Here is a 17,113-nt window from a genome sequence, read left to right as displayed (position 1 = left end):
CTCTTCAGCGCTCCAGACGTCGGTCGAGCAGATAGAGCAGTGCGGGGGCGCCGATCAGCGCGGTGACGACGCCGATCGGGACCTCCTGGTTGTCCAGTGCGGTCCGGGCGACGGTGTCCACGGCCACCAGCAGTACGGCGCCGGCCAGGGCGCAGACCGGCAGCAGCCGGCGGTGGTCGCCGCCGACCACCAGTCGGCAGGCGTGCGGCACGAGCAGGCCGACGAAGCCGATCGCGCCGGAGACGGCGACCAGTACTCCGGTGAGCAGACTGGTGACGACGAAGAGTTCGCGGCGCAGCCGGACCACGTCCACTCCGAGTCCGGCGGCGGTCTCGTCGCCCATCAGCAGGGCGTTGAGGGCGCGGGCGCGGCCCTGCAGCACCAGCAGCCCGGCCACCACGGCCACGGCGGGGATGGCGAGCTGGCTCCACTGGGCGCCGCTGAGGCTGCCCATCAGCCAGAACAGCACGCCCCTGGTCTGCTGTTCGTCCCCGGCCTGGAGGACCAGGTAGCTGGTGAAGCCGGAGAGGAACTGGCCGATCCCGACTCCGGCCAGCACCAGCCGCAGCGGGGAGAAGCCGCCGCCGCGCCTGGCGATGGCCCAGACCAGGGCGAAGGCGGCGAGCGCCCCGGCGAAGGCGGCCCCGGAGGCACCGAACCCGATGGCGGTCCCGGCGCCGGTGCCGAGGACGACGGCGGCGACCGCGCCCAGCGAGGCGCCGGAGGAGATGCCGAGCAGGTACGGGTCGGCGAGCGGGTTGCGCACCAGGGCCTGGACGGCGGCGCCGACCAGGCCGAGTCCGGCGCCGACCACGGCGGCCAACAGGGCTCTCGGGGCACGGAGTTGCCAGACGATGAGGTCACGCGTTCCCGGTTCGGCCGCTCTCCCGGTGAGCCGGCGGCCCACCACGGACCAGACCTCCCCGACCGGGATGTCCACCGACCCCAGCGAGACGGCGGCGGTCAGCGCGACGATGAGGGCCGCGCCGAGCAGTGCGGCGGCCGCGCCGGCCGGGACGGTCCGTACGGCGCGCCCGCTTCCGGGCTCCGCTCCCGGTCCGGTTCCCGGCCGGGCGGCGGCTGGTGCCGCCATCACTTCACCAGGTCGGGGTGGACGGTGTGGGCGATCTGCTGCACGGTGTCGGCGTTGCGGACCCCGGCGATGGTGGTGACCTCGGAGCCGATCCTGACGAAGTGGCCCTCCTGGACGGCCTTCAGCCCCTTGGTCGCAGGGAAGTCCCGCAGGAACCGGGCGGCCTCGTCGAAGGCCTTGGCGTTCTCCGCCTCGCTTCCCCGGTCGCGGACTCCGAGCTGGATCCAGTCGGGGTCGTGGGCCACCACGTCCTCCCAGGCGACCGGCTTGAAGTCGCCGTCGCAGTCGGCGAAGACGTTGCGCGCACCGGCCAGGGTGATCACCGCGTTGGCCACCTGCCTGCCGCAGACCGCCATCGGCTGCTTGGTCCCGGCGTCGAAGTCGAAGAAGAAGTAGGTGGGCCGCCGATCGGCCGGGACCGTCTTCACCGCGGCCTGGACGGCGCGGGTCTTCTGCTCCATGGCCGCGACCAGCTGGTCCGCCTTGGCGGTGGTGCCGGTGACCTCGCCGAGACGCCTGATGTCCGCCTCGACCTCGGTGAGGTCCTGCTGCGGGCCCTTGAGCATGGCGGCGCAGGCGGTGGAGTGCAGGTAGATGTGCTTGATCCCGGCCGCCGCGAACTCCTGCTCGGTGGGTGCGGAGCCCATCGCGCCGCCCATGCCGCCGCCCATACCGCTCATGGCGGCGAAGGTGTCGATGTAGAGGTCGGCACCGGAGCCGAGCAGCTTCTCCTTGGCGATCACGGTCTGACCGAGCACCGGGACCTTGGCGGCCTGGGCGGCGAGGTCGTCCGGCATGGTGCCCTTGCCGGGCGGGAATCCGGTACCGATCACCCGGTCCCCCACGCCGAGCCGGAGCAGCATCTCCAGGCTGGTGGCGTTGCTGGTGACGATCCGCTTCGGCGCGGCGGTGAAGGTGGTCTCGGCGCCGCCGCAGTCGGCGACCTTCACCGGGTAGCCGCCGGCCGCCGCGGCGGCCGTCCGGTCGGTCGCGTCGCCGGTCGGCCCGTCCGACGAGCCGCCGCTGCCACAACCGGTGGCGAGCAGGGCCACGGCGGCGGCCAGGCCGCACAACACGCGAGAACGCATGGAACTCTCCTGGGGATCCGGGTGCACACAGGCCGCCGCTGCGGCCCGGACCAGGTAGTCGTGGCGGACCGGCGCCCGGTTCCCGCGCCCTGGCGATTCCTTCCTCCGCGCTGTCCGGCCCCCGCTCGGTGCAGAATGATCGTCCGGTGGGCCGGAGTTGTCCGCCCCGCCGTCCGCCGTGTCGTCAGAAGGGGATCCCCATGCCAGATGTGTCCGGCGAGAGCCGTACCCAGCTGCCCGCCCGCAGCCGACCGGTGGCCCGGGCGCTGGCGGACGCGGGCGTGACCGGAGCCGTACGTGAACTTCCCGACGTGGCCAGGACCGCCGCCGCGGCAGCGGCGGCCCTGGGCTGCGAGATCGGTGCGATCGCCAACAGCCTGGTGTTCATGGCGGACGGTCAGCCGCTGCTGGTCATGACCAGTGGCAGCCACCGGGTGGACACCTCCGCTCTGGCGGACCGGCTCGGCGTCGGCCGGCTGAGCCGGGCCTCCGCGGACCAGGTCCGCGAGGCCACCGGTCAGGCGATCGGCGGGGTGGCGCCGGTCGGCCACCCGGCACCGCTGCGGACCGTGGTGGACACCACCCTGGCCGACCATCCGCGGATCTGGGCCGCCGCCGGACACCCGCACACGGTCTTCCCCACCACCTTCGAGGAGCTGGTCCGGCTGACGGCGGGCACCCCGCTGTCCGTCACGGCCTGACGCCGGGCTCCCCGACGCTCGCGCTCGCCCGAGCAGGACGTCCGTCGGCCGCGTCGGTCACCTGGGCAGGGCTCTTACTTGAGCAGCCCGTCCAGGAACGGGTTGCCGAACACCCGGTACGGGTCGTGGCGGTCGAGGGTGGCGACGGCCTCGTCCCAGCCGGGGCCGCCGCCCGCGCGGAGGCTGTCGGGGATGACCCGGCCGAGCATGTCCGGGTCGGCCCAGGCGGCGTCGGCGGTGTAGGCCCAGCCCTTGGACCACTCCACCCGCAGCCCGGCCCGGCCGCCGTCGAAGGTGCGCTGCAGGAAGCCCTCCAAGTCCCGGCAGAAGCGGTGCAGTCCGGGTGTGTTCGGGAAGCTGAGGATGTCCAGCCAGAGCGCGGTGTCCCACTCCGGCCGGTCCTGCCGGGGCCTCAGTGCCGAGAGCAGCGGCGGACGGGCGCCGGGCACGCCCGAACTCGCCGGGTCGTCCAGGCCGGTCGTCCGGATCTCGACCGCGCCGTTGACCGGGAACTCGCCACGGGCCTGGTACTCCGCGACCAGCTGCTGGTAGTACCGGGTGAACTCGCTGACCGCCCACTGCAGATCGGCCCGTGCGAGGAGCACGGCGTAGCCGTTGGCGGTCACCCGCAGGGTGGTGGGCCGGACGTACTGGAGCAGGCAGCGGGAGGCTCCCCAGAGGTCCGAGCGCAGGCCGTCGCCCAGCAGATGGGTGAGGATGCCGCCGCTGAGCAGGTCGCGCAGCAGCCCGCCGGAGAGCAGCACGTCGGTGAGGTCGCCGGTGAGGCCGACCGTGGCGACCAGGTACTGCAGTTGTCCGAACAGCGGCGCCAGGCCCCAGGCACCGCCGATCAGTTGGCCGGCGAGTTCGGCGACCGGCTGCGGGATGTTGTCCGAGAACGGGTAGTTGTAGGGCTCGCTGACCGCCCGGGCGACGAACGGCCGGTTCGGGGTGACCCGCCAGGTCTTGAGCCAGGGGTTGGTGGTGTAGGCGAACCAGATCGCCTCGGCCCTGCCGTCCCGGTTGACGAAGTCGGCCCAGGTCCGGCCGCCGGCGGCGGCGGAGCTGCCCGGCGCGGCGAAGAGTTCGGTGGCCGGGATGTCCAGCCTGCTGGTACAGCGCAGCTGCTGGTCGGCGCCCACGCGCAGCTGGACCTCGGTGAGGAAGGCCCGGCCGAGGTTGACCAGGAAGGCCGCGCTGTCGGCCTCCGAGCGGTCGAAGGTGCGCAGCACGTACCGGTCGGTGGCGGGGTCGTGGACGACGGCGGTGAGCGAGGTGACCTGGTTGCTCAGCGTCCCGTAGCCGTGGCCCGGTCGGGGGGTCTCGCCGGCGGCGGGGAGGGCGGTGCCGTGGCCGCCGATGGCGAGCACCCCGCCGACGGTCAGGTCGCCCGGGGCGGGGCAGGCGGCGAGCCCGAGACCGCGCCGGCCCAGGAAGAGCAGCAGCTCCTCCATCCCGGCGCCCGTCTGCACCCGGACCGTCGAGGTGTCCACCAGGGACATCCCGGTGAGGTACTGGCTGGTGTCGACCAGCAGCACCCGGACGGAGGACGGTGTGCCGTCGGCGACGGTGAGCGGCGACCAGCCGTGCCGGTGGCCCTGGGCCCGCAGCCGCCAGCCCGCCGACCGCGCCCAGTCGGCGAGCTCGGCTATCTGCTGCGGGGCGCTCGGGGCACACGTCCAGAGCTGGTCGGTACGGACCTCCCCGGCCCAGTTCTCGAACACCCGCTGGTACGGCGTGATCCCGGCCGGGAGACCGGGCGGCGCGCTCCCGACCGCCTGGGCGCTGTCCGCCCCGACGGTGCCGCGCAGCAGCCAGCCGACCCCGCCCAGTGCGGCGGAGGCGGCGAGCACCCCTCGTCTCGTCAGCCCGCCGCCGCTTGATCCGCTCCCCGGGCCGCCTTCGTGCCGTTCGTCGGTCATGATCCCCCCAACTCCCCACAACGCTGTCCACGTCCGGCCCAGACGCTAGGACAGAGCACCCGTGCTCGGCCATCGAACAGATCGACGATCACTCGTTCGAGCGAAAAGTCCGCAACCGGCGGGTGTTGCGGGCCGAATGCGGTCAGCGGTCAGCGGTCAGCGGAGGCACCGTCAGCCGTGGCGTCCGCCGGCCGGCCGACGGACGGCCGACGCACGGCGCAGCGGACCCTCCGGACGACGGGCTCATGAGAGCGGCGGGCGCACCGAAACGGCGGGCGCACCGGTGCGTACGGACACACACCGGTGCGCACGCCGCGCGGGCCGTCACCCGTCAGAAGACCACCAGTGAGCGCCCGCCGCGCCCCTGTGCCATCCGTTCGAAGGCGTCCGGGATCTCCTCCGGCGTGATCCGGTCGGTGATCAGCGCCTCCAGGTCCAGCCGCCCGGCGCGGACGTGCTCCGCGAGCACCGGGATGTCCTTGGCCGGGTCGCTGTTGCCGTACACGCAGGCCGTGAGCGTACGCGCGAAATAGAAGATCTCCAGTGCGGAGAAGGACACCATCTCCTCCTTGCCGCCGATGCCGACCACGGTGGTCCGCCCGCCGCGCCGGGTCGCCGACCACGCGGCGCGGATGGTGTCCGCCTTCCCGACGCACTCGAAGGCGTGGTCCGCGCCGTGGCCGCCGGTCAGCTTCCGTACCGCCTTGGCGGTCCGCTCGTCGGCGAGCAGGAACTCGGTCGCCCCGTGGCGCCGGGCGAGCTCCTCCTTCTCGGGGCTGATGTCCACGGCGATGATCGGACCGGCGCCCGCGATCCGGAGCGCCTGGAGGGCGGCGAGGCCCACGCCGCCCAGGCCGTGGACGACCGCCGACTCGCCCGCCCTGACCCGGGCGGCGTTGTGCACCGCGCCGTAGCCGGTGAGCACGGCGCAGCCGAGCACGGCCGCCGAGGCCAGCGGGATGCCCGCGGGCAGCGGGACCACGGCGCGTTCGGCGACCACGGTCTCCTCCGCGAACGCCGCCACACCGAGCCCCGGGAAGACGCCGGTGCCGTCGGCGAGCGAGCCGTAGGCGGCCTCGGAGCCTTCGGCGGAACGCTCGCACAGCCATGGTTCGCCGAGCCCGCACAGATGGCACTCGCCGCAGGCGGGCGCCCAGTTGAGCACGACCGCGTCGCCGGGACGGACGGAGGTCACGCCTTCGCCGACGGCGGTCACGGTCCCCGAGCCCTCGTGGCCGAGGACGGTCGGTGTCCCGGTGCGCAGGGTCCCGTTGGAGAGTGAGAGGTCGGAGTGGCAGACCCCGGCGGCGGCCAGCTTCACCCGGACCTGTCCGGGGCCGGGCCGGGGCAGGTCGATCTCGGTGAGCTCCAGCGGGGCTCCGACGGCGCTGAGCAGGACGGCGCGGACCATGGTGCTTCCTCCTTGCGGCGGTTGGGGCCGGCCTCCGAACCGACCGGCCCACGGGGGTGGTTGAGCGCGGCCGGTTCAGTACTGCAGCGACTTGGTCTGCAGGAACTCCGCCAGCCCGTGCCGCCCGAGCTCCCGCCCGACCCCCGAGCTCTTGTACCCGCCGAAAGGCGCCAGCGGGTTGAAGCGGCCGCCGTTGATGTCGACCTGCCCGGTGTCCATCCGGCGGGCGAAGGCCGCGGCACTCTCCTCGTCGGCCGCCCAGACGCCGCCCGCCAGGCCGTACTCGGTGCCGTTGGCGATCTCCAGGGCGTGCTCCTCGTCGCGGTAGGCGAGGATCGAGAGCACCGGTCCGAAGACCTCCTCCTGAGCCACCGTCATGTCCGGGGTGACGTCGGCGAGCACGGTCGGGCGGACGTAGAAGCCCTGGGCGAGGCCCTCCGGCGCCTCCGCGCCGCCCACCACCAGGGTCGCGCCCTCGGCGAGTGCGCCGGTGATGTAGCCGCGGACGCGCTCCCGCTGCCTGGCGCTGACCACCGGCCCCAGCCGGGTGCCGGGGTCGGCGGGGTCACCGGGGACGTACTTCTCGGCGGCCTTGGCGGCGATGGCCACCGCCTCCTGGTACTGGTCCTCGTGCACCAGCAGCCTGGTCCAGGCGCTGCACGTCTGGCCGGAGTTGGCGAAGACGTTGGCCAGGTTGACGTTCACGGCGCGGACCAGGTCGGCACCGGGCAGCACCACGTTGGCGGACTTGCCGCCGAGCTCCAGCGCGACCCGCTTGACGCCCCTCCCGGCCGCCTCGGCGATCCGCCGGCCGACGGCGGTGGAGCCGGTGAAGGAGAGCAGGTCCACCCCGGGGTGCTCGGCCAGGGCGGCGCCGGCCTCCGGCCCGCGGCCGGTCACCAGGTTGAACACCCCCGGAGGGAAGCCGGCTTCGTGGACCAGCCGGGCGAACAGCCGGGCCACCAGCGGGGTGTCCTCGGCGGGCTTGAGGACCACCGGGCAGCCGGCGGCGAGCGCCGGGAAGACCTTGGCGACGACCTGGTGCAGCGGGTAGTTCCACGGCGTGATCGCACCGACCACTCCGGCGGGCTCGGCGAACACCCGGGAGTTGCCGACCCGTTCCTCGAACTCGTACCCGGCCAGCAGCTCCAGGTACGCGCCGGCGACCGCGAGCGGCAGCCCGGCCTGCACCGAGGCCGCGAAGGCGGCCGGCGCGCCCAGTTCGGCGGTGATCGTCTCGGCGATCTCCTGCCGCCGGGCGGCCAGGCCGTCGCGCAGCCGGGTGAGCGGCGCCAGGCGCTCCTCGCGGCCGGCCGCACCCCAGGAGCGGGCCGCGGCCCGGGCGGCGCGTACGGCGGCGTCGACGTCCTCGGCCCCGCCGGCCGGGACGGTGGCGATGACCTGTTCGGTCGCCGGGTTCAGCACGGCGATGGTCTCCGCCGCGAGCGAGGGCCGCCACTCTCCGCCGATGTACTGATCCGAGTACTCCTGCACCGCTCCGCCTCTCCTCCGGCGTCCGGCCCGTTCCGGGTCGGCCCGCCTGGTTCGCCGTGGCCGGCCCGGAACGGCCGACCGCCCTGACCAGCGCTGCCAGTCAAGGCGGTTGGAGGTGTGCCGCGCAAGAGGGCACGGTGGTGATCCGTTGATCCGCGCGGCGTTCCGCGCCGGGCCGTCATCACCCCGTGGGTCGCCCCGGCGACAGAGCCGCCGGGTACCGGCCGGCCGGGCCCGCCGCGCGGTGGCCCGGCCGTCTACCCGGCCTGCCAGACCTACTCGACGACCAGCTCGACCGGGATGTTGCCGCGGGTGGCCTTGGAGTACGGGCAGACCTCGTGCGCCTTCTTGACCAGCAGCTCACCGGTCTCGCCCTGCAGGGCCTCCGGCAGCTCGACCCGCAGGGTGACGGCGAGCGCGAAGCTCGTCTCGTCCTTGCCGATCCCGACCTCGGCGGTCACCGAGACGTCGCCGGTGTCCACCTTCGCCTGCCGGCCGACCAGGGCGAGGGCGCTGGCGAAGCAGGCGGCGTAGCCCGCCGCGAAGAGCTGCTCCGGGTTGGTGCCCTCGCCGCTGCCGCCGAGCGCCGTCGGCATGGCCAGCGGCAGGTCGAGCCGGCCGTCGGAGCTCACGGCCCGGCCCTCGCGGCCGTTCGCGGTGGCAACAGCGGTGTACAGCGCGTCCATGGGACTCGCCCCTCTCATGGTCCGAACCCGTAAGGGCTCATCCGATCGGCGGCCCGATCCCCGGACCGCCCGATGCACCAAGTACAGCACACAACTAAATTGCGCACAACTGAAATGTGCGCGGTGCGGATACCCTGGGGTCATGACCGCCACCGACCTGCCCGCCGACCTGTCGCACGTACCCGAGGAGCAGCTGCTCCGCCTGGACAGCCAGATCTGCTTCTCGCTGCACGCCGCCTCGCGCGCCTTCGGCGGCGTCTACCGGGTCGTCCTCAAGGACCTCGGGCTCACCTACCCTCAGTACCTGGTGATGCTGGTGCTCTGGGAGCACGGCGAGCTGCCGGTCAAGCAGATCGGCGAGCACCTGCGGCTCGACTCCGGCACGCTCTCCCCGCTCCTCAAGCGCCTCGAAGCGGCCGGACTGGTCCGCCGCGAGCGCAGCAGCGAGGACGAGCGCTCGGTCACCGTCCGCCTCACGGACGCCGGCGCCGGTCTGCGCGCACAGGCACTGCACGCCCCACGCCGGATCGCCGCCGCCACCGGCCTGCCGCTCACCGAGATCGCCACCCTCCAGACCCTGCTGCGGCGCGTCACGGCCGCACTGGACGCGGCCGAGCTCGACACCACCGCCCCGTAGCGGTCAGACGACCGCTCGGGCGACGGCACGGTCCGACCCGGATCTGTCGGAATCGTCCAACGTTCTTTCTGGTTCCGACAGTTGATGTGCAGTCAGATCCGCCGCAACCCTGCCTGCGATTCGCCGTGGCCGCGCCCGGCCGACCGGCCTGGTCGGCCCATGCACCGCGCGATGTCCGGAGCGTCCATCCGTCCGGCGCCACCCTCCCACCACGACGACCGGGCGGCAGCCGTACGGGGGCGTGGCGGTCTGTCCGACGGCGGGCGCGGGCGCCACACTGAGCAGCGTGCGCATCCTGATCGCGACCGCGGGCTCCCAGGGCGATGTCGCCCCGTTCACCGGGCTCGGGGCCCGTCTGCGCGAGTGTGGCCATGAGGTCGCCCTCGCCACCCACGCCAGGTTCGCCGACGCGGCCCACTCCGCCGGGCTCGGCTTCCACCCCCTGCCGGTGGACCCACGCTCGGAACTCGCCTCCGCGCGGGGACAGCGGCTGCTGCGCGCCTCCACCGGACCGCGCGCGATGGCCGAACTCCTGCGCATGGGGCGGAGGTTCACCCCGGCCCTGGGCCGGTCCATCGCCGAGGCCGCCGACCGCGCGGGCCCGGACCTGCTGCTGCTCTCGATGGTGACGGCGCCGCTCGGACAGATCGTCGCCGAGGCCCTGGACCTGCCCAGCGTCGGACTCTCCCTCCAACCGATCCACCCCACCGGCGAGTTCGCCTCACCGCTGCTCGGCGGCGACCGCTCCCTCGGCCGCCTGGGCAACCGGCTCTCCGCCCACGGCGCCCACCTCGCCCTGGACCGGCTCTACGCTCCGGCCGTCCGCGACCTGCGCCGCCGGCTCGGCCTGCCCCGGCAGCGCGCGGGTGCCCTGCGCCGCGCCCACACCCGGGCCGGGTGGCCGGTTCTGCACGGCTTCTCCCCCAGCGTCGTCCCCCGGCCCGCCGACTGGGGACCCGAGCTGGCAGTCACCGGCTACTGGTGGCCGCACCTTTCGGCCGACTGGCAGCCTCCCGCCGAACTCGCCGACTTCCTCCGAGCCGGCCCCGCACCTGTGTGCATCGGCTTCGGCAGCCTGGTCGTCGCGGACGCCGGACGGCTCGGCCAGGTGGTGTCCGACGCGCTGCGCATCGCGCGGCTGCGAGCCGTGGTGCAGGCTGGCTGGACCGGACTGCGGGTGACGGGCGACGACGTACTGACCGTCCAGGAGGTACCCCACCAGTGGCTGTTCCCGCAGGCCGCGGCCGTCGTCCACCACGCGGGCGCGGGCACCACGGCGGCCGGGCTGCGCGCGGGAGTTCCGCAGATCCCCGTACCGGGCCAGCTGGACGCCCCGTTCTGGGCCGCCCGGCTGACCCGGCTCGGGGTGAGCCCGCGCCCCCTGCCACTCGCCGGACTCACCGCCGACCGTCTGGCGGCCGCGCTGCGCGAGGCGGTGGACGACCCGCGCTACCGGCTCCGCGCGCGACGACTCGCGGCCCGTATCGACGCCGAGGACGGCGCGGGGGCGGTGCGGGACCTGCTGGCACGGCTGACCGGCGGCTAGTCCCGCCCCGCCCCCCGGCAGCCGCGAGCCACTCGGGTCCCGCTCCGGTGGCGCGGGGCACCGGGCGTCCGACCACACGGACACCCGTAGACGCGGGGTCTCGCACCTCCGAACACGCGCCGCCAGGGGCGCGAGCTCTGCCGCAACGGGTCGCCCGTGCGGTTCCTCGCGCCCCTGGGGGTCGCTGTGATCGGCCGGTGGCAGGTCAGTCGAGGTATGCCATGGCAAGGCGGCAGCGCGCGCCCGCCGCCGGCACCCGCTCCTCCTCATCGGTCTCCGGTGTCACCGCCGCGGCGCCCACCGGCCGCAGCTCGAGCCGCGCCCGTGCGGGTACCACCGCCGGGCGGCTGAGCACATGCCCGTTCGGCGATCCGTTGACGACGACGGCGAGTCGATTGCCCTCGATCATGACGCTTCGCTTCCTTCCCGGATGTTCCGGTTCCGCTGGGCCTGCCGCCCACCTCTCCAGTGCAGCCCCACTCTGGCCCGTTCGCATCCGGCCTTGACGCCCGGACTACGCGGAACCCCCCGACCTTGACGACTCCTTGACACCCCGGCCCGCTCGGACCGGGGAAGGCCCGCGGGGAGTCGGGCACCAGAGCGAGCATCCGCGGGCCTCGACCCCGCCGCCCCCGGCGTCCAGCGGGAGAGGTCCCGCTGCCGCCGTGTGCCGGACTCGGCATCACCTCCGGCCACGCACCGGCCGGGGCCCGCCGGAGCCACGCGACCTGGCCGAGCCATGCCTTCCCTTTGCCCACCGCCCTGTTGACGGTGCGCTTCGTACGCACCAGCCGGCTCACCGCACTGCGGATGACGGACGGCCCACTCACCGGCACCCGTGACCACGGGCTGCGAACTCACCCGACCTGCCAAAGCTTGCACCAAGACTCGGTAAATACTAATTTGCTACGCGCGGTCGATGCCAACCGCCGCTGCCTGCCGACGTCTTGACCGCGAAAGAGGAGTGACGCTCCGTTGGGGATCCATCGCCGCCCGAAACCTGCCGGCCGCACCCGGATGACCCTGCTGGCGGCGACGGCCGGAGCCGCCACCGTCCTCCCCGTCGCCGCCGGCGCCCACGCCGCTCCGGGCAGGAACCTCGAGCAGGTCAAGGCCCAGGTGGACAAGCTCTACGAAGAGGCCGAGGTCTCGACGGAGCACTTCAACAAGGCCGGCGAGCAGCAGCAACAGCTCCAGGCCGAGGCTTCGCGGCTCCAGGACCGGCTCGCCGAACAGCAGGCGAAGGTCAACGAACTGCGCACCACGCTCGGCGCGGTGGCCGCCGACCAGTACCGCTCCGGCGGGGTGGACCCCTCGGTCCAGCTGATGCTCAACGCCTCCCCGGGCGAGTACCTGGAGCGCGCCGGACTCCAGGGGCAGGCCAACGAGCAGCAGGTGGCCGCCCTGCGCCTGGCACTGCAGTTGCAGCGCTCGATCGACCAGACCCGCAACGAGACCGCCGCCAAACTGGCCGAACTCGACCGCGCCCGGCAGGAACTGGCCGAGCACAAGGAGGAGGCGAAGGCCAAGCTGGCCGAGGCCAAGTCCGTGCTCGACGGCCTCGAGGCGGCCGACCGCGCCAAGGTCCTCGCCGACGAGAACGACCAGGCCGCCTCCCGCGGTTCGGGCCGCACCTCGCCGGGTGGCTCGTCGGCCGCCGGGGGAGGATCGTCCGCCACCGGCGGCTCGGGCGGTTCCGTCGGCGGCTCGTACACCGGCCCGGCGAGCGGCCGGGCCAAGAGCGCGCTCGACTTCGCGTACGCGCAGCTCGGCAAGCCGTACCAGCCGGGCGGCGTGGGCCCCAGCGCCTTCGACTGCTCGGGGCTCACCCAGTCCGCGTGGCGTGCGGCCGGGGTGTCGCTGCCCAGGACCACCTGGGACCAGTGGAACGCGGGCCACCATGTCTCGCAGTCCGACCTGCAACCCGGGGACCTGGTCTTCTACTTCCAGGATCTGCACCACGTCGGGATCTACGTGGGCGACGGCATGGTGCTGCACGCGCCGCGGCTCGGGAAGAACGTCACGGTCGTCCCGATGAACGTGATGCCGTACATGGGCGCCATCCGGCCCTGATCCGGCGGTCCGCGGGCGCCGCCGGGGCTTCGGTCGGCGCTCATCGAATGTTCGGACAACCGGGTTAAGCTGACCCGGCGTTGACATATCGTCGGACCCGCATAACCGGATTTTTCGGACATCAAGGGGGTTATCGGATGACCGATTTCAAACAGCTACTCCAACGAACAAGAGCGCCGGAACGCGTCACCTGGGCGCTGGCCGCCCTGGTCGCGGCCGCCGCCCTGACGGGCTCTCAGACCCTGAAGCTGCCCTCCGCATCGGCCTCCGACACCGGCGGCGCCGCCTCGGCAGCCGACCGGTCGGCCGACGGCGGCGGTCCGCGGGTCCTCCCGCAGCCGCCGGTCCAGCCGTCCACCCCGCCCGGGACCACCACCCCTGGGGCCGGCTCGCAGGTCACCCTTCCGACCGGTGCCTCGCTTCCCTCCACGGTCTTCGCCGCCTACCGCAAGGCCGAGGACACCCTGGCCCTCACCACCCCCGGCTGCCACCTCAAGTGGCAACTGCTCGCGGGCATCGGCCAGGTGGAGTCCGGCCAGGCCAACGGCGGCCAGGTGGACGCCAACGGCACCACCTACACCCCGATCCTCGGGCCGTCGCTGGACGGCAACAACGGCTTCGCCGCGATTCCCTCCAGCGACGGCCGTTCGGGCTGGGACCGGGCCATCGGGCCGATGCAGTTCATCCCCTCCACCTGGGCATCCTGGGGCACGGACGGCAACGGCGACGGCAAGGCCGACCCCAACAACATCTTCGACGCCGCACTGACCGCCGGCCGCTACCTGTGCGCCGACGGCCGCGACCTCTCGGACTCCGCCCAGCTCGACCGGGCCATCCTCAGCTACAACTACTCGACGGACTACCTCAACACCGTCAAGAGCTGGATGCGCCACTTCGAGTCCGGCGCCACCGTGACGCCCGACCGCCCCGGTGACCCGTGGGGTGCGCCGAAGCCGATTCCGGTGCCGCCCGCCACCGGCGGCTGGTACCCGCCGAGCCCGTCGCCGACCCCGAGCCCGTCGGCCTCGCCGTCGGCAGGCCCGAGCCCGAGCCCGAGCACCGGCCCGTCCGGGACGCCGAGCCCGTCGGCCAGCCCGAGCACCGGCCCGTCCGGATCCCCGAGTCCCTCGGCCAGCCCGAGCACCGGCCCGTCCGGGTCGCCGAGCCCCTCGGCCAGCCCGAGCACCGGCCCGGGCCCGTCGCCGAGCCCGTCGGGTCCGAGCTGCCCGAGCCCGAGCGCGTCGCCCAGCCCGAGCGGGTCCGCCTCGCCGTCGCCGTCCGCGAGCCCGACGCCCTCGCCGACTCCGACTCCGACGAGCAGCCCGAGCCCGTCGGCCAGTGGTTCCGCGTCGCCGTCGCCATCCGCGTCGGCGTCCGGCTGCCCGAGCCCGAGTGCCTCGGCCAGCCCGACTGCCGGCCCGAGCACCTCGGCCAGCCCGAGTGCCGGCCCGGCACCGTCCCCGGCGGCGAAGCACCACTGAGCCTCGCGCTCCCGCTGAGCCCCTGGGCACCCGTCCGGGGGCTCACTGCTCTCCTCGGTCAGCCGCTCGCCGCGCCGCCCCGGCCGGCCGACGCCAGGATGTCGGCCCCCGCCGGGTCCGCGGCCAGTGCCCGCTCGAAGTCGTCCTTCGGCAGCACCGTGTTCCCGGCGACCACGACCCCCGCCGGCGGGTTGTCACAGCCCTCCGGCCGGTCGTCCCAGAAGTTGCCGAGGAAGGCGACGTTCTCCAGCGGCGGCGTCACCCTGAGCACGATCGGGGTGTCACCCCGGTACACGACATTGCCCTGCACGGTCACCCAGGCGGCGCCGTAGTCGGTGTAGAGGCCGAAGTTGTACGAGGTGACGGTGTCGCGGATCACATTGCCCCGCACCAGGGTGCCGCCGGCGTACGAGGAGCCCTGCCGCCCGTTGAGGTAGATGCCGCCGCCGTCGGCGAGCACCGTCATGGTGTGGTGGATCAGGTTCTCGACGATCTGCACCCGGGCCGCCCGGTCACCCCCGACCAGGATGATGCCGCAGTAGGGCACGTCGTGGATCTCGTTGTGCGCCACGATGGTCTCCCGGGCGTCCGTCACCCAGACGGCGGGCGAGCCGTGGTACTCGCGCCCGATCCGGCGGATCAGATTGCGCTCCACCCGGGTGCCGGTACCCGTGGCGACGGCGATCCCGCTGCCGGAGACGTCCTCGATGACGTTGCCGAGGACCGCGTTGTCCCGGCCCGGCCCCGAGAGGCCGACCGCTCCGGCACCGAGCCGGGTGAACCTGTTGTCCGCCAGCGTGATCCGCACCCCGCTCTCGAACTCGACGTTGGCCGGCAGCAGCGCCGGGCGCTCGGGCACCGCCAGCCGGGCGTTGCCCTCGGCAAGCTCGACCTTCCGCAGCGGCCCGCCGTCGTAGTAGGTGTCGCCGTGGAAGTGCAGGAACCCGCCCGGCCCGCTCGGCTCGTTCCAGCCCGCGTCGGCGAAGGTCAGTCCGCGCAGGGTCACGTCGTGCAGCGGCCGCTCCTCGGTGCCCCGGCCGACGACCAGCCGTTCCAGTACCGGTGCCACGATCTCCGCCTGCGCCGGGTCCTCCCCGGGCAGCGGCAGATAGTGGAGGACGTGGCGGCCGGGCTCCGACCGGTCGAGGGCGAAGCTGCCCGGCTCGGTGAGGAAGCTCACGCTGTTCTCGGCCGTGTTCGGCGCACTGACGGTCGCCCAGACCCCCGTGGATTCCGCCGCGGGCGGAAGCTCGCCGACCCACTCCGCGAGGTAGAGCTCCCTGGCCCACCCGAATCCGGGCTGGGCCAGGGTGATGGTGCTGGAGTGCGCGTCACCGGTGATCTCCGCCACCCGGCAGCGGGCCTCGGACCACGGATACACACCGGTGAAGACCAGCTCGATGCTCCCGGGGTCCCGCCAGCTCTGCGGGACCGTGCTGTCCGTTACGAAACCGGTCTCGGTTTTCGTCACGTTGCCCGGGATACCCGGACTGACCGAGGCCCGGGCGGCCCGGCGGCCGTCGACGTAGAGCTGCCGGGTCTCCAGTTCGCCGACCTCGGCCCGCCAGACGCCCGCCTCGCCGGGCCGCCAGCCGGTGATCCGGCGGCCGCCGCTGATGACGGCCTCCTCCTGCCCGCCCGTCCCGTAGCCATGGGCCTGGTAGACCACCCGGTACCCGTTCTCCCCCGAGTCGCCCTCGTCGGCGTTCAGCACGAGCGGCTCGGTCAGCACATGGGTACCGGCCCGGAGGCTGACCACGAGGTCGGACCGCATGCCTTCGGTGCGGGCGCGTACGGCTCGCTGCGCGGCGGGCAGCGTGGCGAACGGCTGGTCGAATGTGCCGGGCCAGGAATCCCGGCCCCAGGGCGCGACGTAGAGCTGGTTCTCAACCATGAGCCAACCTTCCCCAGAGGTGTTTATGGTGTACACAGCGGTGTACACCATAAACACGCGGCTAAGGTGGGTGTCAAGAACGAGGAGGATGAGCGTGACCGGCGAGAACCAGGCTCGGAGGAATCCGGCCGGGGAGAACACCTCGGCCGATCCCGGGCGCACGATCGAGCTGCTCTGGGGTCCGGCCCCCTCCCGGGACCGGGAGGGGCTCACCCCGGACCGGATCGTCCGGGCCGCGCTGGAGATCGCCGACGCCCAGGGGCTCGCGGCGCTGTCCATGCGCGCCGTGGCCGAACGGCTGGGCTTCACCACGATGTCGCTGTACCGGCACGTCCCCGGCAAGGCGGAGCTGATCGAGCTCATGCGGGACGCGGTCTCGGCCGAGCTGGCCCCGGCGGCACCCCCGGCGGCCGAGGACGGCGGCGGCTGGCGGAGCGCCCTGGAGGCCTGGGCCCGGGCGCACTGGGCGATGCACCTGCGCCACCCCTGGCTGGTGCACACCGCCGGCAGCCGGCGCCTGCCCGGGCCGAACATCATGGCCGACTACGACCGCGGCCTGCGGATCGCGGAGGGCACCGGGCTGCGCGCCTCCGAGGTGGTCGCGGTGGTCTCGCTGGTCGCGGGCTTCGTGCACACCGCCGCCCGCCAGGCGCACGACTTCCTCCGCGAGGAGCGCGACTCCGGTGTCACGCACGAGCAGTGGTGGCGCGACCAGGACGGACTGATCGAGCAGATGGGGCCCTACCCCGCACTCGGCAGGCTCTGGCTGGCCGGCGGCTTCGACCGGCCCGAGGACCCGTTCGACTTCGGGCTCGCCAGGACTCTCGACGGCATCGAGCTGCTCGTCCGGAGCCGTGGTGACGGAGACCGCGACGAGAAGGCCGCCGTGCCGGAGGGAAGCAGCGCCGTGCCGCAGGACTGCCCGCCCGCCGGCCGCTGCACGGTCTGCGGTACCCCGCTCGACGGGACCACCCGGGGCCGCCCGCGCGACTACTGCTCCCGAGCCTGCCGCCAGCGCGCCTACCGCCGCCGTCAGGCGGCCGACGCCGCCGGAGACTGAGGCCCGGGGCCGACGACGGGGACCGAC

General features: G+C 73.8%; 14 protein-coding genes. 6 read left to right on the top strand and 8 right to left on the bottom strand.

The genetic code is table 11. The features are described from left to right. Positions 1–4: 4 nt before the first annotated feature. Positions 5–1,093 (bottom strand): FecCD family ABC transporter permease, encoded by a 1,089-nt coding sequence (locus ACSMTC_RS29505; RefSeq protein ID WP_436562766.1) that lies wholly within the window; start codon positions 1,091–1,093, stop codon positions 5–7. After that, the gene (locus ACSMTC_RS29500; RefSeq protein ID WP_436562765.1) at positions 1,093–2,181 is read right to left on the bottom strand and encodes an ABC transporter substrate-binding protein; all 1,089 of its coding nucleotides are present in this window, start codon (positions 2,179–2,181) and stop codon (positions 1,093–1,095) included. The genes ACSMTC_RS29505 and ACSMTC_RS29500 overlap by 1 nt, the downstream gene beginning before the upstream one ends. Positions 2,182–2,381: 200 nt before the next feature. On the opposite strand from ACSMTC_RS29500, the gene ACSMTC_RS29495 reads away from it, so the two are divergent. Continuing rightward, positions 2,382–2,882 carry a YbaK/EbsC family protein gene (locus ACSMTC_RS29495; RefSeq protein ID WP_436562764.1) on the top strand — a complete coding sequence of 167 codons (501 nt, stop codon included), beginning with the start codon at positions 2,382–2,384 and terminating at the stop codon, positions 2,880–2,882. Positions 2,883–2,956: 74 nt separating this feature from the next. Here the strand turns inward: ACSMTC_RS29495 and ACSMTC_RS29490 are convergent, their stop codons facing one another. The 4 genes from ACSMTC_RS29490 to ACSMTC_RS29475 form a co-directional block, all read right to left on the bottom strand. Next, complete coding sequence (locus ACSMTC_RS29490) at positions 2,957–4,804, bottom strand: cholesterol oxidase substrate-binding domain-containing protein (RefSeq protein ID WP_436562763.1); 1,848 nt, start codon at positions 4,802–4,804, stop codon at positions 2,957–2,959. Positions 4,805–5,135: 331 nt separating this feature from the next. Continuing rightward, positions 5,136–6,215 (bottom strand): Zn-dependent alcohol dehydrogenase, encoded by a 1,080-nt coding sequence (locus ACSMTC_RS29485; RefSeq protein ID WP_436562762.1) that lies wholly within the window; start codon positions 6,213–6,215, stop codon positions 5,136–5,138. Positions 6,216–6,290: 75 nt separating this feature from the next. Continuing rightward, positions 6,291–7,709: an aldehyde dehydrogenase family protein gene (locus ACSMTC_RS29480; RefSeq protein ID WP_436562761.1), complete on the bottom strand. Its 1,419-nt coding sequence runs from the start codon at positions 7,707–7,709 to the stop codon at positions 6,291–6,293. A gap of 275 nt (positions 7,710–7,984) precedes the next feature. Continuing rightward, positions 7,985–8,395 (bottom strand): organic hydroperoxide resistance protein, encoded by a 411-nt coding sequence (locus tag ACSMTC_RS29475; RefSeq protein ID WP_436562760.1) that lies wholly within the window; start codon positions 8,393–8,395, stop codon positions 7,985–7,987. 142 nt (positions 8,396–8,537) lie between these two features. Between ACSMTC_RS29475 and ACSMTC_RS29470 the strand changes: the two genes are divergently transcribed. Both ACSMTC_RS29470 and ACSMTC_RS29465 read left to right on the top strand, forming a co-directional pair. Continuing rightward, positions 8,538–9,032: a MarR family winged helix-turn-helix transcriptional regulator gene (locus tag ACSMTC_RS29470; protein ID WP_436562759.1), complete on the top strand. Its 495-nt coding sequence runs from the start codon at positions 8,538–8,540 to the stop codon at positions 9,030–9,032. Positions 9,033–9,318: 286 nt separating this feature from the next. Then, positions 9,319–10,578 (top strand): glycosyltransferase, encoded by a 1,260-nt coding sequence (locus tag ACSMTC_RS29465; protein WP_436562758.1) that lies wholly within the window; start codon positions 9,319–9,321, stop codon positions 10,576–10,578. A 205-nt stretch (positions 10,579–10,783) separates the two neighbouring features. Here the strand turns inward: ACSMTC_RS29465 and ACSMTC_RS29460 are convergent, their stop codons facing one another. Continuing rightward, the gene (locus ACSMTC_RS29460) at positions 10,784–10,987 is read right to left on the bottom strand and encodes a hypothetical protein (protein ID WP_436562757.1); all 204 of its coding nucleotides are present in this window, start codon (positions 10,985–10,987) and stop codon (positions 10,784–10,786) included. Between the two features lie 566 nt (positions 10,988–11,553). Here ACSMTC_RS29460 and ACSMTC_RS29455 point away from each other — a divergent pair. Together ACSMTC_RS29455 and ACSMTC_RS29450 are read left to right on the top strand one after the other, a co-directional pair. Further along, positions 11,554–12,651 (top strand): C40 family peptidase, encoded by a 1,098-nt coding sequence (locus ACSMTC_RS29455; RefSeq protein WP_436562756.1) that lies wholly within the window; start codon positions 11,554–11,556, stop codon positions 12,649–12,651. A 137-nt stretch (positions 12,652–12,788) separates the two neighbouring features. Then, the gene (locus ACSMTC_RS29450) at positions 12,789–14,132 is read left to right on the top strand and encodes a lytic transglycosylase domain-containing protein (RefSeq protein ID WP_436562755.1); all 1,344 of its coding nucleotides are present in this window, start codon (positions 12,789–12,791) and stop codon (positions 14,130–14,132) included. 58 nt (positions 14,133–14,190) lie between these two features. Here ACSMTC_RS29450 and ACSMTC_RS29445 read toward each other — a convergent pair whose 3' ends face one another. Next, positions 14,191–16,026, bottom strand: coding sequence for a right-handed parallel beta-helix repeat-containing protein (locus ACSMTC_RS29445; protein ID WP_436562754.1), 1,836 nt, complete (start codon positions 16,024–16,026; stop codon positions 14,191–14,193). Positions 16,027–16,120: 94 nt separating this feature from the next. On the opposite strand from ACSMTC_RS29445, the gene ACSMTC_RS29440 reads away from it, so the two are divergent. Beyond that, entirely contained in the window at positions 16,121–17,086 is a 966-nt protein-coding gene (locus ACSMTC_RS29440; RefSeq protein ID WP_436562753.1) for a TetR/AcrR family transcriptional regulator, read from the top strand. Positions 17,087–17,113: the final 27 nt, after the last annotated feature.

The sequence above is a fragment of the Kitasatospora sp. HPM-01-4 genome (assembly GCF_051374625.1).
Taxonomy (GTDB): Bacteria; Actinomycetota; Actinomycetes; order Streptomycetales; family Streptomycetaceae; genus Kitasatospora.
This window is presented reverse-complemented; position numbering and strand designations above follow the sequence as displayed.